Annotated in this window: 20 protein-coding genes and 1 pseudogene; 13 read left to right on the top strand and 8 right to left on the bottom strand. The window is 63.4% G+C overall.

Going from position 1 to position 24,780, the window contains the following annotated elements; all coding sequences use genetic code 11:
• The first annotated feature begins 146 nt into the window (after positions 1–146).
• From cyoE to HZR14_RS10345, 4 genes are all read left to right on the top strand, one after another.
• The gene (cyoE, locus tag HZR14_RS10360; RefSeq protein WP_181692795.1) at positions 147–1,562 is read left to right on the top strand and encodes a heme o synthase; all 1,416 of its coding nucleotides are present in this window, start codon (positions 147–149) and stop codon (positions 1,560–1,562) included.
• Positions 1,563–2,015: 453 nt separating this feature from the next.
• A complete protein-coding gene (locus tag HZR14_RS10355; RefSeq protein WP_181692794.1) occupies positions 2,016–2,561 on the top strand; it encodes a cupredoxin domain-containing protein in 546 nt (181 codons plus the stop codon).
• Position 2,562: 1 nt separating this feature from the next.
• Positions 2,563–4,299, top strand: coding sequence for a cytochrome c oxidase subunit I (locus HZR14_RS10350; protein ID WP_181692793.1), 1,737 nt, complete (start codon positions 2,563–2,565; stop codon positions 4,297–4,299).
• 229 nt (positions 4,300–4,528) lie between these two features.
• Complete coding sequence (locus HZR14_RS10345) at positions 4,529–5,227, top strand: hypothetical protein (protein WP_181692792.1); 699 nt, start codon at positions 4,529–4,531, stop codon at positions 5,225–5,227.
• Positions 5,228–5,367: 140 nt separating this feature from the next.
• Here the strand turns inward: HZR14_RS10345 and HZR14_RS10340 are convergent.
• Positions 5,368–5,758 (bottom strand): annotated as a pseudogene (locus HZR14_RS10340) (hypothetical protein).
• A gap of 327 nt (positions 5,759–6,085) precedes the next feature.
• On the bottom strand, positions 6,086–8,533 hold the full coding sequence (locus tag HZR14_RS10335; protein ID WP_181692791.1) for a heavy metal translocating P-type ATPase: 2,448 nt from the start codon (positions 8,531–8,533) through the stop codon (positions 6,086–6,088).
• A 171-nt stretch (positions 8,534–8,704) separates the two neighbouring features.
• Between HZR14_RS10335 and HZR14_RS10330 the strand changes: the two genes are divergently transcribed.
• Positions 8,705–8,941, top strand: coding sequence for a DUF2249 domain-containing protein (locus HZR14_RS10330; protein WP_181692790.1), 237 nt, complete (start codon positions 8,705–8,707; stop codon positions 8,939–8,941).
• Between the two features lie 68 nt (positions 8,942–9,009).
• Here HZR14_RS10330 and HZR14_RS10325 read toward each other — a convergent pair whose 3' ends face one another.
• On the bottom strand, positions 9,010–9,645 hold the full coding sequence (locus HZR14_RS10325) for a helix-turn-helix domain-containing protein (protein WP_181692789.1): 636 nt from the start codon (positions 9,643–9,645) through the stop codon (positions 9,010–9,012).
• 313 nt (positions 9,646–9,958) lie between these two features.
• Between HZR14_RS10325 and HZR14_RS10320 the strand changes: the two genes are divergently transcribed.
• The gene (locus HZR14_RS10320) at positions 9,959–12,451 is read left to right on the top strand and encodes an efflux RND transporter permease subunit (protein WP_181692788.1); all 2,493 of its coding nucleotides are present in this window, start codon (positions 9,959–9,961) and stop codon (positions 12,449–12,451) included.
• Positions 12,452–12,539: 88 nt separating this feature from the next.
• Here the strand turns inward: HZR14_RS10320 and HZR14_RS10315 are convergent, their stop codons facing one another.
• A complete protein-coding gene (locus tag HZR14_RS10315) occupies positions 12,540–13,082 on the bottom strand; it encodes a winged helix-turn-helix domain-containing protein (protein ID WP_181692787.1) in 543 nt (180 codons plus the stop codon).
• 156 nt (positions 13,083–13,238) lie between these two features.
• On the opposite strand from HZR14_RS10315, the gene HZR14_RS10310 reads away from it, so the two are divergent.
• The 3 genes from HZR14_RS10310 (at position 13,239) to HZR14_RS10300 (ending at position 16,131) form a co-directional block, all read left to right on the top strand.
• Positions 13,239–13,454, top strand: a complete 216-nt coding sequence (locus tag HZR14_RS10310) for a heavy-metal-associated domain-containing protein (RefSeq protein WP_181692786.1) — start codon at positions 13,239–13,241, stop codon at positions 13,452–13,454.
• A gap of 9 nt (positions 13,455–13,463) precedes the next feature.
• Complete coding sequence (locus tag HZR14_RS10305; RefSeq protein WP_181692785.1) at positions 13,464–15,371, top strand: heavy metal translocating P-type ATPase; 1,908 nt, start codon at positions 13,464–13,466, stop codon at positions 15,369–15,371.
• A gap of 118 nt (positions 15,372–15,489) precedes the next feature.
• A complete protein-coding gene (locus HZR14_RS10300; RefSeq protein WP_181692784.1) occupies positions 15,490–16,131 on the top strand; it encodes an FmdE family protein in 642 nt (213 codons plus the stop codon).
• Positions 16,132–16,340: 209 nt separating this feature from the next.
• On the opposite strand, the gene HZR14_RS10295 is transcribed toward HZR14_RS10300, so the two are convergent.
• From HZR14_RS10295 to HZR14_RS10280, 4 genes are all read right to left on the bottom strand, one after another.
• Entirely contained in the window at positions 16,341–17,456 is a 1,116-nt protein-coding gene (locus HZR14_RS10295) for a TIGR04053 family radical SAM/SPASM domain-containing protein (RefSeq protein ID WP_181692783.1), read from the bottom strand.
• A gap of 3 nt (positions 17,457–17,459) precedes the next feature.
• Complete coding sequence (locus HZR14_RS10290; RefSeq protein ID WP_181692782.1) at positions 17,460–17,762, bottom strand: DUF6684 family protein; 303 nt, start codon at positions 17,760–17,762, stop codon at positions 17,460–17,462.
• 97 nt (positions 17,763–17,859) lie between these two features.
• Positions 17,860–19,230 carry a hypothetical protein gene (locus HZR14_RS10285; protein WP_181692781.1) on the bottom strand — a complete coding sequence of 457 codons (1,371 nt, stop codon included), beginning with the start codon at positions 19,228–19,230 and terminating at the stop codon, positions 17,860–17,862.
• Positions 19,227–19,490, bottom strand: a complete 264-nt coding sequence (locus tag HZR14_RS10280) for a DUF2249 domain-containing protein (RefSeq protein WP_181692780.1) — start codon at positions 19,488–19,490, stop codon at positions 19,227–19,229. Before HZR14_RS10280 ends, HZR14_RS10285 begins: the two co-directional genes overlap by 4 nt.
• A 108-nt stretch (positions 19,491–19,598) precedes the next feature.
• On the opposite strand from HZR14_RS10280, the gene HZR14_RS10275 reads away from it, so the two are divergent.
• The 4 genes from HZR14_RS10275 to HZR14_RS10260 all read left to right on the top strand — a co-directional run.
• Entirely contained in the window at positions 19,599–20,183 is a 585-nt protein-coding gene (locus tag HZR14_RS10275) for a DUF7998 family protein (protein ID WP_181692779.1), read from the top strand.
• A gap of 126 nt (positions 20,184–20,309) precedes the next feature.
• Positions 20,310–20,543 carry a DUF2249 domain-containing protein gene (locus tag HZR14_RS10270; RefSeq protein ID WP_181692778.1) on the top strand — a complete coding sequence of 78 codons (234 nt, stop codon included), beginning with the start codon at positions 20,310–20,312 and terminating at the stop codon, positions 20,541–20,543.
• Between the two features lie 207 nt (positions 20,544–20,750).
• The gene (locus HZR14_RS10265; protein WP_181692777.1) at positions 20,751–22,928 is read left to right on the top strand and encodes a hydantoinase/oxoprolinase family protein; all 2,178 of its coding nucleotides are present in this window, start codon (positions 20,751–20,753) and stop codon (positions 22,926–22,928) included.
• A 141-nt stretch (positions 22,929–23,069) separates the two neighbouring features.
• Positions 23,070–24,780, top strand: a 1,711-nt coding sequence (locus tag HZR14_RS10260; protein ID WP_255479233.1) for a hydantoinase B/oxoprolinase family protein, incomplete at its 3' end; no start/stop codon positions are given.

The raw sequence follows: 24,780 nt of genomic DNA, 5'->3' as shown, positions 1-24,780 counted from the left end.
TCTGACTCAGACTACCGAATCCGAACACGTATTCGGGGTCAGACTACCGAATCCGAACACGTATTCGGGGCAAGACGGACCCCCGCCACCGAATCCGAACACGTTCGGGGCAAGATATCGGTGAGTGGCGTTGGATCTAACGTATAATGCGAAGGTTCACCGCGACGTTGATCGTAGCGACGCTATCGGCATATTTACTCGTCGTGCTCGGGGCGATGACGGCAGCGACCGATTTATCGACGGTCGCGCTCGGCCATTACGGTGCGGCGGGCCTCGTCTGGGCCCTCGTGCTCGTCGTCGCCGTTCGTTCGTGGGTCGACGACCACGACCGCCGCGTACGCCTGGGATCGTCGCTCGCGTTCGTCGTGTTTCCGGGACAGGCACTGCTCGGAGCCGCAACCCTGCGCGACCTCGCCGTGTTGGGGGAGCAAGCGCATCTCCTCGGCGGTATGCTCGTCTTCGGATCGCTGCTTCTCACGCTCGTGTGGCACCTCGACGGGGAGGTTGACGTCGGCGTGGCCCGGCCGTCCGGGGTCGGGTCGGCGGCGGTGGAGGGGGCCGTGCCGGCGTCGGGGACGGACCGAACGACCGGGGAAACCGGGTCGGCTGCCACGGCCCCCAGCGACGATCGGTCGGCGGACGAAACGCGTTCCTCGGACGACCGGTCGGCCCGTTCCCCGGGGACCGTCTCGATCAAGGAGCGAGCGAGTGCCTACCTCACGTTGACGAAGCCTCGCCTGATGTGGCTGTTGTGTCTGCTCGCGTTGGCCGGCATGGCGCTCACGAGCGTCACCGGTGCCGTCCTCGACGGCGTGACCGTCGTCGCGACGCTCGCCGGCGGAACGCTAGCAATCGGGGCGGCGGGAACGTTCAATCACGTCTACGAGCGCGAGCGCGATCAGCGGATGGATCGGACGTCGAACCGCCCTCTCGTCTCCGAGACTGTCGATCCGCTCCGGGCGACGGTCTTCGGTGCCGCCCTGTTCGTCGCCTCGATGGCAGTGTTGTTGACGTTCACGAACCAGCTCACGGCTGCGCTGACCGCGTTCGCGGCGTTTTATTACGCCGTCATCTACACCGTCGTGCTCAAGCCGTCGACGACCTGGAATACGGTTATCGGCGGCGGTTCGGGCGCGCTTCCGGCCGTGATCGGCTGGACCGCGATAACCGGGACCGTCGGGCTTCCCGCCCTCCTGCTCGCGGCGGTCGTCTTCTGTTGGACACCTGCCCACTTCTATAACCTCGCCATCGCCTGCCGGGACGGCTACGACGAAGCCGGCTATCCGATGCTCCCGGTCGAACGGGGGGTCGCGCTCGCCCGCCGCCGGATCCTCTATTGGCTCGGCGCGACGCTCCTGGTCGCGGGCGGGCTCGGCATGGTCGCCGAGTTCACGCCGGTGTACGCGTTCGTCTCCGCCTTCGCCGGCCTCGGATTCCTCTGGGCGGTCGCAGAGCAGTACTACCGGGATACGGAACGGGCCGCATATCGGAGTTTCTACGCGTCCAACGCCTACCTCGGTGCGGTCCTGCTCGCGATCATCTTCGAGACCGCCGTCGCCTGATACTGCCGGCGGTGGGTTCAGGGCGAGTATCGAACCGACGGGGACGTTTCGAGAAATACGACGTCTCGAGGGCGATGTGACTTCCGTCCGGACCGATATAGACACCCGGTCACGGTCCACTCAACGCTATCGTGGACAGACTGGGCGTTTGCGGGCGTATCGACTCCGTTCCTGCCGACCGAATCTCGAACGAATCGTGACCGGGGCTATAATACAGCCACCTCTCTCTTATCACGGCGATCGAACATGTGCGGCACAACCATTACCACTGGGTCGGCAAAATAAGCCAATTGTACTAGATCAATGAGCACGTCTCCATCGGAAGAAATACCCGTAATGCAGCGATTGTACAACCGAATTTGGCTCCTAGCAGCCGCCGCCATCGTCTTCTTCGCCGTCATTTATGTTGGATGGGGGCTGATGGACATCCTATCGGTCCCTGCGAGGTGAACGATGGCAGGACCATTTGACGAACCCGAGGGCAACTGGTGGGACGAACCGGTCAACCGACGCGAAAGCATCTGGCTTGGGATCGCCGGGGTGTGGTCTCTGGCTATCTTCGGCTGGATGAGCGGGTTCACGCGCTTTGGCGATCAAAACCCCATCGGCCAGACCTTCGACGTCGATCCCGACGAGTATCAAGCGATGGTTAGCGAGTACAAAGAAGCCGCCGACGAGACCGAAGAAGGCCACCTGATCCCGCCGGGGGATTCGGTGTACATCGCCGGGCGGCGTTTCGACTGGGACGGCCTTCCGGTCGTCCTCGAAGCGGGCCACGAGTACGATATCCACCTCGGGTCCTACGACGTCCAGCACGGATTTTCGGTCCGACCCGAAGAGAACCTGAGCAAACAGATCAATCTGCAAGTGTTTCCGGACACCGAGTGGGTCGTTCCCATGACGTTCGACGAGCCGGGGACGTACCACGTCATCTGCAACGAGTTCTGTGGACGAGGACACAACAGTATGCACGGCGAGTTCATCGTCGAGGAGCCATAATATGTTGAACGCACTCAAACAGCTGTTCGGCAACGACTACGACGAGGACGGCTTTCGGGAGTGTTCCGTCACGGGACTCTCGATCCACCGATCGGCGGAGAACCACGTCAAACTGTTCGGCTTGACGGCGGTCATTGCGCTCATCATCGGTGGGAGCTTCGCTTTTACCGTAGCGATGACGCGCTGGGAGCTGATCGGGCTCATCCCGGAGGACGGCTACTATACCCACCTCAGCATGCACGCCTGGAACATCCTCATCTTCTGGATGGTGTTCATGGAGATCGCCATCCTCTACGTGGGTGGGCCGATCGTACTCGGTCGACGGCTCCCGCTGACGAAGGTGGTAAAGGCCGGTTGGGTCACCATGGTCGTCGGCGCGCTCGGCGTCAACTACACGGCCTGGACCGCGACGTCGGCCGGTGGCGGAGAAGCGCCGCTTTTGACGGCATACGTCCCGCTCGAGGTGTCCGCCGAGTTCTACGCGAGCGCGATCGTATTCCTTCTGGGAGCGACGGTCGCGGCGCTGCCGTTCTTCGTTGCGATCTGGCAGGAAAAACGCGGCGCGGCGAAGAAGACGCTCCCGCTCGTCGTCTTCGGTGCGTTCATTACGGGGATCATCGCCGTCGAGGCGATCCTCGGCGGGATCGCGGCGTTCGCGTACGCGCTCGTTTGGCGGCTCGGCATCATCGAGTCGGTGAACGCGGGCATCTACCGACAGCTATACTGGATCGTCGGCCACGGTACCCAACAGATCAACCTGGTCGCAATGATCACGGTGTGGTATTTCCTCACGCACGTTGTCGGCGGCGCGGTCGTCATCTCCGAGAAGGTCTCGCGGTCGGCGTTCATCCTGTATCTCTTCTTCATCAACCTCGGCGCGGCCCACCACCTGATGGTCGATCCGGGGCTCTCGGCCGGCTGGCGGATCTTCAACACCTCCTATGCGTTCTACGGGGCGGCCTTCGCGAGCATGATCCACGCCTTCGCCATCCCAGGGGGACTCGAGGCCGGTCGCCGCCAGCGCGGACTCGGCGGCGGGCTGTTCGGCTGGCTCACGTCCGCTCCCTGGAAGAATCCGGTCTTCTCGGCGACGATATTCAGCATTATCCTGTTCGGCTTCGTCGGCGGCATCACGGGCGTGTTGATGGGTCAGATGCAGCTCAACATGACCTGGCACAACACCTTCGCGACTGTCGGCCACTTCCACGGGACCGTCGCGATCGGAACGACGCTCTCGTTCATCGGGCTCGTCTTTTTCATCATCAAGACGATGTTCCGACGGGACTTCATCTCGAGCAAGCTTGCGACGATCGTCCCCTACTTCTACGCCGGGGCGATGGGTATCGTCGCGTTGATGATGATGTACATCGGCATCCTCTACGGCGTCCCGCGCCGGAGTTCGGGTGTCGTCCGGAACATTCCGGGAACCGATTTCAGCCTCTCGGCCGCAGCGCCGTTGATGAACGTCTTCGGCGTTTTCGCCGTGTTGGCGATCCTCGCGGGCACCCTGTTCGTTCTCGTTTCGGTCGGGTCACTACTGTTCGGTGACCGCCTCGAAGGAGATGATCGCGGCGGGATGCTCCCCGACGGAGGGCTCCAGACCGACGGTGGTGCCTCCGTGCACGCCGTCGATCTCCGGGGGACCTTCGCGATCAGTCTCATCTTCATGGCGACGTTCGTGTCCCTCTATGCGCTGAATTGGTTCTTGCTCACACAGCTTTGGTCTATCGGGGCCTGATCTGATCGGCCCCGGTCGGCTGGCTGTCTTCGACGTGTTCGGACGTTCCGCGGCCGACGCGTTCGAAGCTACGACGTCCGTCTCGGTAGTCCACACAGACACGTTCCGACAACCACCGGCGATACGTTTTGACATCGCACGCTAACGCACTTCGAGAAACCATACAACGAGTCTTGATTCCACGTCCAATGAAACAAACACGATCGAGCGGTACTGAGAGAGTCACACGATGACAGATACGAAACAATCGAAGACGATAGCAGGGTATATCAAACAGGCCTGGCGCGATCTGTTGAGCATCTACTATACGAACACGCCCGCCTGGCGGTGGATGAAAAGCGGCGCGCTCTTCTTTATGGCGTTCTTCCTCTGGACGGGTAGTTCGGTTCTGCTGTCGGTCAAGCCGGGGTGGACGTTCCTGCACTACTCGATGGCCTACGGGTTCGTATTGATCCTCTGGGGGCCGCTGACACACCTCGTTATCGTCCCGCTGACGATCCGGTTGCGGCGGACGGCCAAGCACCCACTGGTCCGGAAGACGGCGATCAATTCCGGACGGCTCAACATCACGGTGTTTCTCCTGTTGGTCGTACTCGTCGGAACGTTCGCGCCGGGGACGATAATGCTCGGTTTCTCCCCGAGCGACGGGGGCGACGGGGGGGAGCCCAACGTCGGCGGGGACGTCGTCTGTGAGTTCAACGACGCGATTTCGTGTCACGTCGAGGACGCCCAGGGTATCGATCACGTCGTCGTCGTGTCCGGCGGGGAGGTGATCGCGACCGCCGACGAACCGCCCTTCGAAGTCGAGTTCGACAGGGACGACGTCGCCGAAACGCGGACCGGTCCGGAGTTCCAAGTCCAGTTCCGGGACGAAAACGACAAAATACTCAGGCGGTTCATCCGGACGGTTCCGGAACCCTCCGGGTGAGAGGACGCCCCGTCTGATGCGTTTTTGTATTTTGGAGTGAGTGAGCGCGGCTCGAGGTCCGGTACGGATAGGATCTGTCTCGACGTGGACGAGTGATTCTCGACGTGGACGAGTGATTCTCGACGTGGATGGGATCCGTCTCAACGTGGACGGGTGAAACAGTTTGAGAAACTGGTAGTTCTGCGTTTTGCTTCACGAAAGATACGTTCGATACTGTTCAGATTTCCGTGTCGTTCGTATCTGCAATCGAGGTCGTGGCGTTGACAGGCCTCTTTGGGCGGTGCGGTTCCATCAATGAGAAGCACTGCGTCGTCAGCGTCGTCTTTCTCGCGGAGTTCAGCAGAGAATGCGTGAGCGAAAGCGTTTCCGTTTGACACCAAATATTTCGAGAATCAAGACTGTATTTGAAAGTGATAATTCAGGATGAAGGTGAATATCGGGCTTCGTCAGCAATCGTAGTGTCGCTCCTCGTTCCACAAACCCTAACTCGATCTCGTCCAGACAGCCGTTGAGGCGGTCGTTTTCGGGCATGAATCACTCAGAAAACGTACCGCCACACTCCTCATTCGTATCCGAACGCCGCCCCCGTTCCCCACGTGGGTTCTACGAGAGACAGATCGGCGTTCGAGGGCACCACGACTGCGCTGGGAGATTCCGAATACACAGTCGGCGTTGACGGTGCCCGATATGTGGCACACGGTGCGACCGAAGCGCGAAGCGGCTCGGAGGGTGCTCCGTGTGTCGGCTCTCGACGGCCGTCACCGGGCCGGAAGGCACCGAGCCAGGGACGGGAGTTCTCGTGATCCGGATCCGGGGAATCGTCGGGGGATCGGACGACGACGGCGAACAGCGAGGGCCTCAATCGAGGACGGACCGGCGTGAGTTGGTGACGACGATGATGCTACTCGTAGTCATCGCGACGGCGGCGAACAAGGGGTTAATGAGCCCGAGGACCGCGAGCGGGACCGCGATCGCGTTGTATAAGAACGCCCAGAGGATGTTCTCACGGATCCGTCGGCGGGTCCCGCTGGCGAGGCCGAACACGTTCTCGACTGCGGCGAGGTCGCTGTCGTCGACGACGACGTCGGCGGCGTCGATGGCGCGGGCGGTTCCGTCCCCCATCGCGATGCCGAGATCGGCGGCCGCGAGCGCCGGCGCGTCGTTGGTTCCGTCGCCGACCATGACCGTCGTTCCGTTCGCCGCCAGCCGCCGGACCGTCTCGACTTTGCCGTCGGGTGGAACGCCGGTGAACACGGTGTCGACGGCGGGGTGTTCACGGAAACGCTGGACGCTTTCCCCCGCATCTCCGGTCAGTATCACGATCTCGCGGTCCGAAAACGTCTCGATCGCGGGCTCCCAGCCGGCGCGCTCCTCGTCGGCCACGGCGATCACGCCCTGTGCCTGCCCGTCCCACCCGACGACGATCGGGAGTCCTCCCCGTTGTTCGATCGCATCGATACGTGCGGCGAGACGGTCCGGGATCGGACCGGCCCGTTCCTCGACCAGTTCGGGAGTCCCGGCGACGACGCGACCGGCGTCGATGGTCGCCGAGACCCCCTCTCCGGGGTGGCGGATGAACTCGCTCGCGTCGGGGAGGTCCGGACCCCTGGTCTCGTCGGCCGCCGTATCCGGCGAACGTCCCACGGCACCGCCGTCCGCGATGGCCTCGGGGTCGGTGTCGGACCCGTCCACTGTGGCGGCCTCGAGGATCGCATCGGAGACGGGGTGGCTCGCGAACCGCTCGATCGCGGCCGCGGACCGGAGCGTTTCCTCGTGGCCGGCGACGTCGACAACACGCATCTCGCCGGCCGTCAACGTGCCCGTTTTGTCGAAGACGAGGGTGTCGGCCTCGGGGGCGACCTCGAAGACCGACTCGTTCGTGACGACGATCCCTCGGGCGAGCGCGTCCCGAAGCCCCCCCGAAACCGCCAGCGGCGTCGCAAGCCCCATGGCACACGGACACGACACGACGAGGACGGTGAGCCCGGCCAGCATGGCCGCGGCGACGGACGCCCCCGTCAACAGCTGCCAGAGCGTGACGGCCGTCCCGATGACGAGGACGAGCGGAACGAATACCGTCGCGATCGCGTCCGCAAGCCGCTGGGCGGCGGGCGCGTGACTCTGTATCTCCCACAGCGCGGTCGCGATGCGGTCGGCCGTACTCTCCGTGTCGTCGACGGCGACGACGAGCGCGTCGTCCTCGACGACCGAACCACCAACGACCGTATCGCCCGGCTCTTTCGTGACCGGGAGCGACTCCCCTGTCAGCACCGATTCGTCGACGTCGGCGACCCCCTCGAGGACGGCTCCGTCGACCGGGACGCGCTCACCGGGAGCGACGACGAGCCGGTCGCCGGGGGAGAGTTCCTCGACGGGGACGACCGTCCTGCCGTCGTCCGTGAGCTTGGTCGCCTCCTTCGTCCGTGCGGCCGTAACCGTCGAAAGCGCGTCGCTCGCGCGTGATCGGACCCGCCCCTCGTAGTACCGGCCGAGCGTGACGACCATGATCACCGCGACGCTCACGTCGTAGTACAGGTGGGTACTTCCGGTCGCGAGCGCGACGGTGCTGTATCCGTAGGCGGAGAGGGCGGCGACGGAGACCAACAGGTCCATGTTCGGCTGTCGTGCCCGGATACTCACCCACGCCCCCCTGAGGACCGGATACCCCGTATAAAACAGGACGACTGACGTGAAAAGCCCCATGAAGACCAAGGGGAGATACAACGTGAGCGGCGTCGTCGTATCGACCGCGAGGAGGCCCGTATCGATGCCGACGTAGCTCGGATAGAGATAGAAGACGTACCACGGCATTACGAGCATCGTAAAGAAGCCCCCGACGACGAGCCGCTGGACGGTGTTCAGCTGGCGTGCTCTGGCGTCGCGGTCGACCCCCTGGTCGTCCTCCTCGCGGAAGCGAACGGAGTAGCCGTGGCTCGACAGTACGTCGGGGAGTTCCTCCGTCGGGATCGTTTCGGGGTCGTAGACCACCCGCGCGGTCTCCATCGCGTAGTTGGCGTCCAGCGCATAGACGCCCTCGACGTCGTCGCCGCGCAGGCCGAGGAACGCCTCACAGGTGGTACAGTGCATGCCGTCGACCGCGAGGTACGCCTCGGAGGCGTCGTCGGGGATCTCACGCTCCGACGTCTCGGCGTCCGACCTCACGTCGTCGACGCCGTCGACGTCGTCGACGTCCCCGAGCGCCCGAGCCACTTCCAGACACCCACGACAACAGAAGTCCCCGTCGACGTCGTCGCCGGTTATCGGGGGCGTCGGGGTTTCTAAATCACAGAGAGAACAGACACCCATCGTGTTGGTGACTAATCTCCGTGACCGAATAGTTGTCGTCGAACACGTTCGGTCACGGGAGGCCGGTGGGTCGGCCGGGCAGGTCAGGCCACCGGGCGTCCGCGGTGATCGGAGACCGGCTCGAACATATTCGGCGGAACCCACACCCGGTTCGTGACCGAAGACGTACCGATGCCAGAAACGACGTTAGATCTCAGAGAGACGCCGCCGGCGGAACGCCACCCGAAGATTCACGCGGCCTTCGAGGAGCTGGAGGACGGCGAGACGCTCCGAATCGTCAACGACCACGAGCCGAAGCCGCTGTTCTATGAGTTCCAAGCGGAGGTATCGGCGTTCGACGCGGACCGCTACGACTGTGAGCAAGTCGAGGAAGGAAAGTACGTCGCCGACCTGCCGAAACGGATATAACAGGCGGTCTCGGTCGCCCCCAGTCCGTCCTGTATCAGGCGTCTCGGTCGCCCCCAGTCCGTCCTGTATCAGGCGTCTCGGTCGATGTACCGTCCGATGATCTTGCCCTCGGCCCGGTGGAGCAGGTCGCTGCACGTCGCCTTCGTGATCCCCAGCGACTCCGCGACCTCGGTCAGGCTAGCCTCTCTGGGCGTGTCGTAATATCCGGCCTCGGACGCGACCGATAGGACCTCCTGCTGTCGGGGGGTCAGGACGGCGTCGTCCCGGGAGTCGGAGAACGCCCGGACCGATTCGACGTCGTAGGAGATTCCGAGCGCGTCGAGTTCGTCGGTCAGGTCCGAGAGCTTCTCCTCTGAGGTAAACACCTCCCAGGAGGCGACGCCGTCGGAGATGACGAACGGCGTCCGTACCGGAACGCCGACGTGGGAGGCGGGCCGGAGCAACAGCGGATTGTCCGTCTCGATCTGTACGACCGTTTTGACGTCATCGTTCCACAACAGGTCGATACCGGTGATCTCGCTGGCGTCGTTGGCCCCGGCGAGCACCGCGACGATGTCGTCCCCTTCGATCTCGAAAAGTCCCGTCGCGGTGCCGTCGTCGTACTGGGTCGAAACGACCCGGAACGTGGCATCGGGACACGCCGTGGATGCCTCCGCGATCCACATCTCCTCCGGGACGGTGATCGTGATCGTTGCGAGCGGCACTGGTTTACCCCCTGTTCGGTCGCTCGGCCCCGACGTGTACGAACATGTTAGACTACTACCGACATGTTCGTGAAAAGGATTAGGGTATCCGAACGCGTCCGTTCTCACAACGTGGGCGAACGCGTAGTCGGTAAACGAATGAGTGCCTTCGGTCCGAACCAATGAGTGGCGAATATCTCAATGAGTGGCGAATATCTCAATGAGTGGCGAATATCTCAATGAGTGGCGAATATCTCAATGAGTGGCGAATATCTCAATGAGTGGCGAATATCTCAATGAGTGACGAATATCTCAATGAGTGGCGAATACCTCAATGAGTGACGAACACGTGTTGGTCTCGGTGCTGAGCGGCTGGATCATAGAGCACCCGGCGCGTATCGTGGTCGTGTTTTTGTTGCTCACGGCCGGGTTTGGAAGCGGGATCAGCGACATCGAAGTGGTAGGTGGTGCCGAGCAGTTCTCCGAGGACGTCGATGCCTATCAGGTCGACGAGTACGTCGACGAGACGTTCCGTCCGGCCTTCGCGGACGATTCGGACACGACGCTCCTGTTACAGAAGGGGGGGAACGTCCTCTCCAGGACGGGCCTCCTACGGATGCTCCGCGTTCAAGAGGAGTTAGTGGAGCGTCCCTCCCAGCGCGTGACCGATATGACGAGTCCGGCTCAGTTGATCGCCCTGGAGATCGATCCCTCCGCGAGGACCGCCGAGGACCAACTCCGGACGGTCCGGATGGCCAGCGACACGGAGATACGACGGGCCGTGCGGGCCAAAAGCGAGGACCCGACGTTCCTCCGGTTCGTCGGCGAGGACTTCAACCCCCGTTCGGCATCCGCCTCGGCGGCGATCGGGGCCGTTACACACGACGCGAAGGGCGACGACGTGTTCTTCCAGGAGATACAGTCCGAAACCCGGCGGATCACAGACGCCACCGACGGCGACATCCGCGTCTTCGGGTCGGGGATCACGGACACCGAAAACAACGAGGTCATACAGGATTCGCTGTCCGCGGCGATCCCGGCCGTCGTCGTTCTCCTGCTCGTGTTCTTGACGATCGCCTACCGGGACCCGTTCGACATCGCGTTGGGCGTCGTCGGACTGGCGATGTCGCTCGTGTGGACGTTCGGCTTCATCGGTGTCTCGGGCGTCCCGTTCACGCAGTTACAGATCGTCTTACCGCCGCTGTTGATGGCGATCGGCGTGGACTTCGGGATCCACATAACGAACCGGTATCGCGAGGAGATCACGAACAGTTCGAATGCGGCCGTAGACGAGGCTGCGGCTCTCGAGGAGGCGATCGAGGCGGCGATCGCACCGCTAATGGTTGCGTTCTTCATGGTCATGACGACGTCCGTGATCGGGTTCTCGGCGAACATGGCGAGCGGGCTCTCGCCCATTGCCGACTTCGGGCTCGTCGCCTCGGTCGGGATCACCGCCGTGACGCTGATCTTCGGGATCTTTCTCCCCGCCGGGAAGCTTTTGATCGAACGGCTCCGACGCCGGAGTCGGCTTCCGTCGTTCGTCTCGACGCCGCTCGGGACCGAGGACTCCCTTCTCGGCCGGCTCCTCCCGTTGCACCTCTCGGTGACGAGTCGGGCACCGATCGCCTTCCTCCTCGTGGTGGCGTTGATGACGGGAATGGCGGGCTACTACGGTCAGGACGTGGGCTCGTCGTTCGAGGACGAGGACATGCTCCCCCCGGAGGAACTGCCGGAGTATCTGGAATATCTCCCCGGGCCGATGGAGCCGGGGACCTACACGGTCACCGAGAACCTCCACCTCCTCGAAGACGAGTTCGAGACGACGGAGGAGGACACGGTCACGATATACGCACAGGGATCGTTCTCGGAGTCTCACGCCCTGGAGTCCCTCCAGCGCGCGAGCGAGGACCCGCCGTCGTCGATCGTCACCTCGGAGGGGCGACAGGCCGAGAGGCGAAGCATCATAACGGTCATGAACCGGTACGCCGAGAGGTCCCCATCGTTCGCCGCGCTGCTCGAACGGAACGACAAGAACGGAAACGGGGTGCCGGACGCCAACCTCGGGATGATCTACGAGCGGCTCCTGTCGTCACCGTTCGAGTCGGAAGCGCGCCGGTATCTCACCGACGACTACCGCGAGACGCGTATCGTCTACTCCGTGGAGACGGACGCGACCGACGCGGCGATCACCGCCGACGCGGAGTCGATGGCGGAGGGGTCCTTCCGATACGAGGCCGTCGAGACGGGGAACGTCGTCGTCTTCCAACGGGTCTCGGACGAGGTCTACAGTTCGGCCATCGACGCGCTCGTGCTCGCGCTCGTGCTCTCGTTGGCGTTCTTGACGGCGATGTACTACGGCATCGAACGGCGGCCCGTGTTGGGTGCCGTGACGCTGGTCCCGATCGTCGCGACCGTCGTGTTTTTGGTCGCGACGATGCGGTATCTGGCGATCCCGTTCAACATGTTGACGGCGACGATCCTCTCGGTCACGGTCGGGATCGGGATCGACTACTCGATCCACGTGGTCCACCGGTTCGTCGAGGAGTTCGACGCGAGAGACGACGGACTCGCCGCCGCGCGCGTCACCCTTCAGGGAACCGGCGGCGCGCTGTTCGGAACGACGCTCACGACGGCGAGTGCGGGTATCGCGCTACATTATCTCTCGATCACGCCGATTCTCACCCAGTTCGGGGCGCTGATCGCGTTCAGCGTCTCGTACTCGTTCCTGACATCGACGGTCGTTCTCCCCGTCGTGTTGCTTCTGTGGGCAAAGCGTGGGGGCGTCCGTGCGGCCGTGCTCGACGTCCCACGCGTAGCCGACCGATGATCCCGGTAGAGGTGACGCGCGTAGCCGACCGATGATCCCTGTAGAAGGTGAGAGCCGGGGGGCGGCGAACGGAACGGAAACGGAACGTTCAATCGAGCGATCCGGTCGCGTCGGCCGTCTCCCCCCGGACGAACGCCCGTCGGAGCACCGTCAACAGCAGGTACGTCTCGTACTTTTGAGTCCGGCAGTGCTGACAGGGGGCCATCTCGTCCGTGATACGGTCGAGTACGTCGCCGTGCTCCGCGCGGAGTTCCGAGACCATCTCCGTGACCTGCGGTTCGGCGGCGTCGACGAGCGGCTCGATCGCCTCGGCCGCACGTTCCGGGAGTTGATACGAGAGTACGATCGTGTTCGCCCGGTAGTACTTTACCGTCCCACCGCGACGCTCCTCCAGCCGCGCGATCTCGACGAGTCCCGCATCGCGGAGTTCGTTCACGTGATGTCGAACCGTGTTTTCGGTCCGCTCGAACCCCCTGTCGGCCAGCTCGTCGTCGATTTCACGGATCGTCATCGTTTCCTCGGCGAGCATATCGAGAATCATCGCCCGGGACGGCTCGTCGACGGCACCCGAGATGGTGGGATCGCGAACGGCGATGTCCTCGAGTTCGACGTCGGTCGTGAATTCCGTCATTGGCTTGCGGCTACGTGAGCCGTCGTGGAGAACCGTTCGGTTCCACTCCGAAGCCCGAAACGAGCCGTTGGACCGGTCCAACAGCTCGTGAGCCCGAACAAACATATCATTTAAATAATACTTATAGGAGGCGAGCGTCTACGGACGTATGTACACATGAGCGAGACAGTCCAGTTCAGAGTCATGGATTTCAGCTGCCCGAGTTGTGCCGGCAACGTCGAACGCGCGCTCGGTTCGATCGACGGGGTCGGCGAGGTCGAGGTACACTTTAGCACCGGCCGCGTCGAAGTCGAATACGACGAGGGCCGGGTCGCGACCGACGACATCGAGCGAACGATCGAGAATCAGGGATACACCCCCCAACCGGCGTAACGACGGCTAATGAAGGACATACGTGATTTGAAGCGAGCGTTCAGACGACATCGTACCGCCGTCGTCGCGGCGACGAGCGGGGCGCTCTTCGTGATCGGGTGGCTCCTCGACGTCGTGTGGGCGCTCGGAGCGGCGAGTTCGGCCGCGCTCCTCGTGGGCGCACTCGTCGGTGGGTACGACATCGCGAAGAAAGCGTACTACACTCTCCGCACCGGAACCGTCGGGATCAACACGCTGGTGACGCTGGCCGCGGTCGGCGCGATCCTCATCGGCGAGTACTGGGAGGCCGCAGGGGTCGTCTTTTTGTTCTCGCTGGGGAATTACCTCGAAGCCCGCACGATGGGGAAGACGCGAACGGCGCTCAAAGAGCTCCTCGAGTTGACGCCGGATACGGCGACGGTCCGCCGCGAGGGAACGACCGTCGAGGTCCCCGCCCGCGACGTCGAAGCCGGGGAGACGGTCATCGTCAAGCCGGGCGGGAAGATTCCGGTCGACGGCGATATCGGCGAGGGCGAAAGCGCGGTCAATCAAGCGCCGGTCACCGGTGAGAGCGCGCCCGTACGCAAAACGCCCGGCGACGAGGTCTATGCGGGCACCGTCAATCAGGAGGGTGCCCTCGAAGTCGTCGCCACGGGAACCGGGTCGGACACGACGCTCCAGCGGATCATCCGCCGCGTCGAGGAGGCCCAGGAGGCGAAAGCGCCGACGGAGACGACCATCGAGCGGTTCGCGAAGTATTATACCCCCGGGATCATCCTCCTGGCGGCACTCACGTATCTGCTTACCAGGAACGTCGTCATGTCGCTGACGCTTCTGGTCATCGGCTGTCCCGGCGCACTCGTCATCGGGCCGCCCGTCAGCATCGTCTCGGCGATCGGCAACGCGGCCCGCACGGGCGTCCTCATGAAAGGCGGCGAACACCTCGAACGCGCCGGAAAGATCGACCTCGTCGCATTCGACAAGACGGGCACGCTCACCAAAGGCGAGACGGCCGTCGCCGGCAGCGAGGGGTTCGGATACGACGCCGAGGAGGTGATTCGGCTGGCGGCGATCGCCGAAAAGAAGAGCGAACACCACCTCGCCGACGCGATCCTCGACGCCGCGGCCGATCTCACCCCGCCGGAGGATACCGCGACGGACGGCGGTGCCGTCGTCGAACGACCGGCCGTGCCCGATCCCGATGACTTCGACGTCGCCGCCGGTAAGGGCGTCGTCGCACACTACGGGGGCCACGAGATCGTCGTCGGGAACCGCGCGTTGCTCGACGAGCACGATGTCGACGTCCCGGACGCCGTCACCCAGTACGTCCGCGAGCGCGAGCACGCCGGAGAGACGGCGGTTCACGTCGTCCGCGACGGGACGGTCATCGGCGCTATCGCGCTCCGCGATGAGCTCCGCGAGAGCGCTCCCGGCGTCGTCCAGGCGCTGAAGGACGCGGGCGTCCGAACGGCGATGCTCACCGGCGACAACGAACGGACGGCGCAGGCGGTCGCCGAGGAAGTCGGTATCGACGACTACCGCGCCGCACTCCTCCCGGAAGAAAAACAGGAGGCGATCCGCTCGTTCATGGACGAGGGGAACGTCGTGGCGATGGTTGGCGACGGGATCAACGACGCGCCGTCGCTGGCGACGGCCGACGTGGGTATCGCAATGGGCGCGGCCGGCACCGATACCGCCATCGAGACCGCGGACATGGCGCTGATGGCCGACGACCTGGAACGCATCCCGTACGCGGTGTCGCTCAGCAAGGCGACGCGGTTGAACCTGTTCGAGAACATCGGGATCGCCGTACTCACCGTCGGGCTGTTGCTTGCCGGCGTGTTCACCGGCTACGTCCAGATGGCGACCGGGATGCTCGGCCACATCGGCAGCGTCCTGGTGGTGATTCTCAACGGAATGCGGCTGCTCCGGTATTGAACGCCGGGTGGGTATACACACACCACCCATCACTGACACACCACCCATCACTGACACACCACCCATCACTGACACACCACCCATCACTGACACACCACCCATCACTGACACACCACTCATGACTGATACTATCGACCCCGAACGGACGAACTGGAACGTCGAATACGACTCGGTCGAACCGATCCGGATCCGTGACCCCGTCGCGGAGGCCCTGACGGTCCTCGATCCGGGCGAGCCGATCGCGATAGACTACGCGGACGTACTCAAACAGGCCGGCCACTCCTGTCCGACGGCATCGGGTGCCTTCCGGATGACCCAACTGGGGCTCGCGGAGCTCTATCCGACCGAGCTCCCCGTTCGGAGCGAGATCGCGGTCACGATGGGCGGGGACAAATCCGATCCGACGTACGGCGTGTCCTCACGGATCATCTCCTACATCACGGGTGCCGCGGAGGAGGACGGCTTCGGCGGACTCGCCGGCGGCTACGGCGGACGAAACGACCTCCTGGAGTTCGGCGACTTCGGGGCGGACGAACCCGCCGTCGCGTTCGAGCGAACGGACACGGGCGAGGCCGTCACGGTCACCTACCACGTCGGTGACGTTCCGGGAGCCGGTCCCGCGACCCAGCACCTACAAAAGCTGATCGAGGGGACCGCGACGGCCGAGGAGCGCTCCGCGTTCGCCGAGGCCTGGCACGGCCGTGTCCGGACGATACTCGCCGATGAGGAGTTCTTCACCGTGTCACGTCGGGACGTGTGAATCGCCTCGGGGGCAAGTGGTTCGAGAGACTTCGTCTCTCGTCACCACGGAGGACTCCGTCTTCCGTATGACTCCGAGGCTTCCCGTTTCCACGACGCGACGTGCGGACACGGACGAACGTACGTCCGGCAGTATGAGGAGACGGGCGAAGCCCTGAGCAAGGGGAAGCAAGTGATAACGACCAAAAGCACAGTCGGCGGAGGCCGGGGTCACGCTCGGCTCCCGGCGTCGTCCCACGGTAGCGGTCCCTCGTATCCGTCCGGAACGTACGCACAGAGCGGGTCGCTCGCGAGCGGGTCGCCGGTCGCCGCGTAGGCCCGCGATCGGCTGCCGCCACAGACGTGGCGGTACTCGCAGGCACCGCATTTTCCCCGCAGGCGCTCGCGGTCCCGGAGCGCCTCGAACAGCTCGGAATCGCGGTACATCGAGACGAGATCCCCGTCGGTGACGTTGCCGGCGGACTTCGGGAGGAACCCCGAGGGATACAGTTCGCCGGTGTGTGAGACGAACGCGAAGCCGTCGCCGGCGAGGATGCCGCCACGGCGGCCGATCCGATCGGATTTGGGCGCGTCCGTCGCCGACCCCTGTCGTTGGAGCGCGACCCGACGGTAGCTCGGTGCCTCGGTCGTCTTGACGCCGAACGGTGCCGATTCGGACGTCTCGTGAAGCCATTCGAGGACGGACTCGGCGCGCTCGGGGGAGAGCCCCTCGAGCAGCCGTCCGCGGCCGACGGGGACCAAAAAGAACACCGACCACAGGACAGCCCCGAGGTCGGAAACGAGATCCCGGACCGCCGGCAGCGTCTCGACCGTCGATTCACAGACGGTCGTGTTGATCTGGATAGGGATCCCGGCCTCACGGGCCGCCGCGGCGGCCTCACGGGTCCGGCGGAAACTCCCCGACTCACCGCGGAACTCGTCGTGAGCATGCTCCGGCGCGTCGACACTGAGCGCCATTCGCCTGAGGCCGGCGTCGGCGAGCGCGGCGATGTTCTCGGACGTGAGCGCCTCCGTCCCGCTCGGAGTCAGTGTCATTCGGAGGCCCCGTTCGGTGCCGTAGCGGACGAGATCGACGAGGTCGTCGCGTTTCATCGGATCGCCGCCCGAGAGGACCACGAGTTGGTTCTCACCGAAGCGGGTCGCCGCCTCGAGCAGCCGTTTGCCCTCCGCTGTCGTTAGCTCGTCGGGGTGGCGGCTCGGATCCGCGTTCGCCCGACAGTGATCGCAGGCGAGTTCACACGCCTGTGTCACCTCCCAGATGAGGACGAAGGGGCGTTCGTCGGTATCGACCGAGCGCGGATCCGGTGGGGTACGTTTCGCGGTCATCGTTCACTCGTCGCTGCCGTTCGAGAGCGTCTCCGCGTCGGCCCGTGAATAGCCTGGCGGTATCTCTGCGCCGCCCTCGCGTTCGTCCCTCGTGACCGCCGTCACCGCGTAGTAGGTGACGACGGTCACTACGATCGCGGGGATGAGGATGAGAGAAACCTGAATAAGGGTCACCGCGGGATCGCTCGGAAAGGATCCGTAGGCGAGAAACAGTACGACAAAAAATAGGAGTATCCCGATCGGGACGACGTTGACCAGGACGTCGAAGAGCATTCCGTGTTCGGATGAATCGTCGTGTGCCGGCATATCGGACCGATCGGTCTCCCCGTCGCTATCGGTTGTGCCGAACATGTTTCGCGAGGCCGGCCCACGAGGGCGGATCACCGGGGGGGTTCTCCGCCCCTCAACGCGGCGATTCCTCGACCGTCTCCTCGGAGCGCCCGCGCTCCCGACGGGGCGAAAGCGACCCGAAGACCACTTCGTCCAGGGTGTCCGGGCTGTGTCGGCGCAACACCAACAACATGTTGGCGGTGAACACCACGACCCCCAACGTGAACAGGGCACCGCCGATCCCGACGGCCACCGGGCCGAACGCGACCCACTCCGAGACAACGAGCAACACCGTACCGGCGAACAGAAGCGTCCCATCGACGGCCGCGAGTCTGTCGTCGTAGAGGTCGTCGATCATCGGGACGTCCTCGAACCCGAGCCGGTCGCTGTAGGTGTGAACCCAGAGGATGAACGGGATGATGTGATACAGCGTCCCCAAGACGACGAACCCGATAACCCCGACGACCAACAGATGGACGGAACCGGCGGCTCCGAAGCGGTGCCCGGGGGCGATCGGATCCGAGATCCACGCCGGCACGGAGATGATCGCCCAAAGCGTAAGCGACGACACGACGACGATATACCGCGTGTGCATCGGCGTCCGCTCGACTCGCATCTCGTAGAGTTTGTGGAGGAGCACAGCGCCCAACGCGAGTGCGGCGAGCAGAATCGAGAGCCCACCGAGGGTCGCGACGGGCGAGGACTCGAACAGCCGGCCGGCGGCCAACACGACGACGCCGAGCGGATGGCTCACCTCCTCTACGTGCCGGAGGTGGTGGTCGATCCCGTGGAGTTCGGTCTGGGTGAACATCGTCCCGAGCTGATAGAGCGCCCCGTAGACGGTCGTCATGACGGCACCGAAGACGGCGACCGTTACGTGGGCACCCAACAGACCCGTGTGCGTCACCGAAAGCCGCGACAGGACGGGCGTGCTGAGGTTGATCGCGAGGAGGAATCCGAGGACCGTCAAGACGAGAAAGCACGCGAGGGCGAACGCGAAGTGACGCTCCGTCACGTCGAGGCTGTCGACGGTCGCCAACGTCCGCGCGATGTTGTACGCGAACGTCCAAAAGCCGACGAGCATGAGGAACCCGAAGGGGACGAGCCACTCGATCGGGAGAAACGAAAGCGTGATACCGAATCCGAGCAGCCCGGTGGCGACCAACCCGAGTTGAGCGTTGGCGAGTCGGCGGGAGTGGAGCGTGGCGTTCGACCACACCGGGACGAACTGCGTCATCGCGCCCATGATCGTGATGCAGATCCACCCGGCCAACAGGAAATGGACGTGGACGAGTCCCCCCCGTCCCGGAACCACGTCGGCGACCGCCCCGATGCCGAGCGTCGTTCCCACGAGGAGAAAGCCGAGGCCGACCACGAAGTGTCGGAGCGGGACCGTCATCGGCGGCTGTCGGGCCGTATCGACGCCGCCCGGAACGGCGCTCATTCGCTCCAGATGACCGTGACCGAGACGTCGTCGTCGTCGATCGTCTCGTATCGGTACCCCCGCTCGTCCAGGCGCGGATACAGGTGTTGGGGACGCCGGTCGTTCAGCTGTACGAGCACGACCGGGTCGTCGATGTCGGCCAGCTTTTCGAGGGTGTTTTTCAGCGGCTGCGGTGGCGGCAGTTCCCGCGCATCGAGCGTTTCGTGGGGGGAGTCGGCCGGCGCGTCAGTCTGCGAGAGATATGCGGCGACGTCGTTCATACACGTGGATTCGAAACGGGGAAGATAGTCGCTTCTGCCGAAGATGTTCCCCCCGATGCGAACATCTCCGGGGCCAAACGTAGGTGGTGTCCGTCCCGAACCGTTTATATGCGAGGCTTTCCGTCCCCGTTCGGAACTGACGATTCGCTGTTCGACAACTACGACGAGTTCCTCCCGGAGCGTCTCCCCGCCCCGGATCGGTTCCTCGGAGGCCACGACGTACTGACCGACCGAGAACACGTCGGCTTCCACCGGATGACGCGGGACCTCTTCGAGGAACGAACGGTCTACGATATGACGTTCGACTACAATCTGGCGCGGCTCAACCTGGATACGCGGCACTCGGATGCGGGCTATCGATACGCCAGACAGCGCGACGATCCCGCGGTGTTGCGCGCCGAGTTCACGCCGACGACCCCGTTTTGTCCACAGACGCACACGCTGACGATCGGGTCGTTTCGCGCCTGGAACGGGCTCTCGGAGCGCCACGAGTACGATCTCGTCCGCGTCCGGGTCGCACCGATGCATCACCAAAGCGAGTCGGTCAACGAACGGCTCGAAACGATCGAAGCGTCGTATCTCGAAACCGGCGACCTGGCGGCCGACCCGTCCGAAGAGCCCGATTCGGCCCGGATAGAGCGTGCGCTACGAGACGACGACCCGGAGGACGGGTCGGAGGAAGCGCCGTTCTGATGCCGGGATACGGGACGGAAGCCGGCCGGCCGCCGATCTCGTGTACGCCGAAGGCCACCCGACCACGAGCGCGGCGGCGAACGTTTTCGGGACAATATATACTCGACTGCGGCCCGAGGGCATACCATGAGCAGTGACCGACCCGACGCGACGAGAGAACTGGACGTCCGAACAGTCGACGGCGAACCGTTCGGACACATAATGTCCGCCCTCGAGGACCTACCGGCCGGCGATTCGTTGTTGTTAATAAACAGCTTCGAACCACAGCCGCTGTATCAGGTCCTCGAAGAGCGCGGATTCGCGTACGAGACGACCAATCCGGAGTCGGAACTCTGGTACGTCAAGGTCCAAGAGAGTTGAGCGACGCGCGCCGTCCGCTACCGACGAGCCATCGGTGAGTCCGGCCACAGGTCGGGAGTCACTCGCCGGTCGCCGGATTCGATATCAGCCGGAACGTGCCGGCAGTACTTAACGGCCGACATATATCGACCGCCGTTCTACCATTTCAGACCCGTTTTTTCACTTTCGTGGTAACGACTAACTTACAATGTCCTATAGCGTCTGTTGATGGCAAGTTCAGAAGACAATCCTTCAGAGCACCACAACGCCGAGACGTTGTCGATCGACGCTGGCGGAACGTTGACCGACACGTTCCTGATGGACTCGAACGGGGAGTTCACCGTCGGGAAAGCAAAAACCACGCCGGATGACGAATCGCGGGGATTCATTAAATCGTCCCGTGACGCCCTCGATTCCTGGGATCTGGACGTCGACGATGCGTTCCCGAACCTCGTTTCGACGGTCTATTCGGGGACGGCGATGCTCAATCGGCTGGTCGAGCGGGAAAGCGAGGTCGACGTCGGCGTTCTGACTACTGGCGGAATGGAGGACACGCTCCGGATGGGACGTGGCCGGCAGTCCTACACCGGATTTTCGTACTCCGACCGTCTGCACGTTAACACGCACAAACACCCCGAACCGTTGATTCCTCGGAACCGCATCCGGGGCGTCCGAGAACGGATCGACGTCAAGGGGAACGAGCTGATCCCCCTCGAAGAGTACGAGGACGACATCCGGGAGGGTGTCAACGACCTCCTCGATCAAGGCGTCGACGAGATCGCGGTGATGTTCCTTCACTCCTATCAGGAGGACAGACACGAACAACGGACGAAGGAGGTCGCCGAGGAGGTCATCGAGGAGCGGGACGCGGACACGACGGTGATGTTGTCCAGCGAGTACTATCCCACTCTGAAGGAGCTCCCACGGCTGAACACGCTCGTCGCCGAAGCGTTCGCCGCGGAGCCGTCACGGCAGCAGTTGACGAGGGTTCAAGAGTCCGTCGACGACCACGGTGGCGAAGTCGGCGTCCGGGTGATGGCGAGCCACGGTGGGACGATCGATATCTACGCAAACGAGTTGGCACGGACGTTGATCTCCGGTCCCATCGGCGGGATGATCGGAGCGAACTACTTCGGGAAGGAACTCGGCTACGAGAACCTCGTCTGTACCGATATCGGGGGAACGAGCTTCGACATGGGGATCATCATCGACAACGACTGGAAGATCGATTACAGTCCGGAGATGGCCCGACTCCTCCTGTCGTTGCCCATGGTCAATATGGACAGTGTCGGCTCGGGGACGGGGAGCTACGTTCGGGTGAACCCGACGTTCGACAAGATCGAACTCGGCCCGGAGAGCGCGGGGGACCAAGTCGGCGTCTGTGCAACCGAAACCGACGTCGAGACGGTGACAGTAACCGACTGCCACGTCGCGTTGGGGTGGATCGATCCGGAGAACTTCCTTGGCGGTGACATGCCAATCAGCCGCGAGGTCGCCGAAGAGGCGATCAAAGAGCAGGTCGCGGATAAGCTGGACATGGGCGTTTACGAGGCTGCGGAGGGGGTTATCAAGATCCTCGAGAACAAGCTGCAAAACGACCTCGAGGCCGTCGTGACCGGGGAAGGATACGCGCCGTCGAACTTCAAGTGTCTCTCCTACGGCGGGGGCGGACCGGTCCACACGGCCGGATACACCGAAAATCTCGGGTTCGACGAGGTCCTCATCCCGGAGTGGGCGGCCGGATTCTCCGCGTTCGGCTGCGGCGCAGCCGACTACGAATATCGGTACGATCAGACCACCAGCATCGATATCGATGCCGGTCTGTCGATGGAGGAGGCGGCCAAGACAGCCGGCGAGGAGCTCACGCAGGTCTGGAAGAACCTCGAGGGGAAGGTCGAAGACGAGTTCGCCAAAAGCGACATCGGACTGGACGAAGTCGAGTTCCAGTACAACATCCTCGGGCAGTACCAAGGACAACTCAACAGTATCGACATCCGGTCCCCCGTGGACCGGGTCGACACGCCCGAAAAGCTGGAGGAGCTGATCGACACGTTCGAGGAGGGCTACCGGCGGCAGTACTCCGAAGAAGCGCGTTCCCCGGAGCTCGGACACACGATCACGCAGGCGTCCGTCCGCGGCGTCCGCGACGTGGTCAAGCCCGAAATACCGACGGAGGGGCTCCAGGGTAGTGAGCCCCCCGAGGACGCGTACAAGGAGTCCCGTGAGGCCTACTGGGACGGCGTGTGGATAGAGACGGACGTCTACGATCTCCACGCACTCAACCCCGGGAACGAGCTTAGCGGCCCCGCCGTTCTCGAGGGTGAAGCGACAACGTACATCGTGCCGCCGGACTACGAGACGTCGCTCGATGAGCACCGCGTCCACCACCTCACTCGGGAGGAGTAGCGAGCGTCCCACCGCTTTCGTGTAGCCATGCATCTACCACACCGCGGGCGTCGCAGGCGCTTGTGGCCCCGGGAGTGAGGTGGGTGCACTGCACCAGCCCACATCTGGCTGTAGACAGATGACGACGTCATACGAGCAAATATGAGTTCAGAAAAACATCCACCGGATGCGTCAGAGGACGAGGAGCACGGACGGACCGAGGAGAACTTCCCTCGAATGCACGAGGAAAAAGAGAAGGTCCAAAAGAAGCTAGAAAACGGCGAAGGCATCGGCTGGGACGGACAGAGCCTTCGCGGGCAGTTCGAAGACCTCGAAGAGCGAACCGAGGAGACGGGCCACTATGCCGGGTTCGAGAAGCTCTCGTTGAAAGACGAGAGCCCGATCGAATACGAGCAGATGTTCGCACAGTTGCGCGGCGAACTGGTCAACGCGAGAGAGACCTCAAAGGAGGTCGCCGCGACCCCGATCGTCGAACAGGAAGGCGAGTTGTGTTATGGACTGTTCACCCCCGAAGGGGACTCGATCGCCATCTCGACCGGCATTATCGTGCACATCCACACGATGAGCGAGGCGATCAAGTACATGATCAACCACGATTACGAGGAGAGCCCAGGGATCGAGCCGGGCGACATCTTCGTGAACAACGATACACACGTGGGTAACGTCCACCCCTGTGACATCGCGACCCTCATACCCATCTTCCACGAGGGGGAACTGATCGCCTGGGCCGGCGGCGTCAACCACGTCATCGATACGGGCGCGGTCGGTCCCGGTAGTATGAACGTCTCACAGGCCTCCCGTTTCGGCGACGGAGCCTACTACACCGCCCGAAAGATCGGAGAGGAACTCGATATCTACAACTCCTGGAAAAACGATTTCCCGGACAAGACCAGAACGCCGGACTTCCTGAAGCTCGACGAGCGGACGCGGATGACCGGCTGTCTGATGATTCGCAACGCGGTAAACGACCTCATCGACGATTACGGCATCGAGAAATTCAAACAGCTCTCGCGTGAGGCGATCGAAGACGGCCGCCGTGGCTTCAGAAGCCGGATCCAAAAGACGATGTTGCCGGGGACGTACCGCGGTGCCTCGTTCGTCGACGCCCTCTACGAGGGACAGGAGAACCTCTCGCGGGCGTATGCGAGCGAGAATCACCTCATGCACGCCCCCTCGGAACTGCACGTCCGTGAGGACGGCTCCTTTCAGGTGTCCTTCGAGGGCGCGAACAAGTGGGGCTGGCATCCGTACAACTGTACGCCAGCCGCCATTCAGGGCGGAATCTGGGTGATGCTCACCCAAACAGTGATTCCGAACAAACTGGTCAACGACGGCGCCTACTACAGCTGTGATTTCCACCTACCGGAGGGCTCGTGGGCGAACACCCAGAACACGGAGACAGCACACGCCTACGCGTGGCACTTTCTCGTCTCCGCGTGGGCACCGCTGTGGCAACACCTTTCACGGGGCTACTTCTCCCGCGGATTCCGCGAGGAGATCAACGCGGGCAACGCGAACACCTCGAACTGGCTGCAGGGCGGCGGGATCGACCAGTTCGACAAACTCCACGCCGTCAACTCCTTCGAGGCGGCGTGTGAAGGCACCGGTGCTCGATACGTCGACGACGGTGAGCCGCACGCGGCGGCGATCTGGAACCCCGAGGGCGATATGGGCGACGCCGAAGTGTGGGAGATGACCGAGCCGCTGCCGTTCCTCGGCCGGAACGTCAAGCCCAACACGGGCGGCGCAGGCCGACGGACGGGCGGCGCGGGCTTCGAGTCGATGCGGACGGTCAAGGACGTGAGCCGGTGGCTGCTCTACGAGATGGGCAACGGCTACATGTCGAGCGACA

This window comes from Natronomonas salinimetallica (genome assembly GCF_013839515.1).
GTDB lineage: Archaea > Halobacteriota > Halobacteria > Halobacteriales > Haloarculaceae > Natronomonas.
Note: the sequence above shows the minus strand (reverse complement) of the source record. Positions and strands in the feature narration are given on the sequence as shown.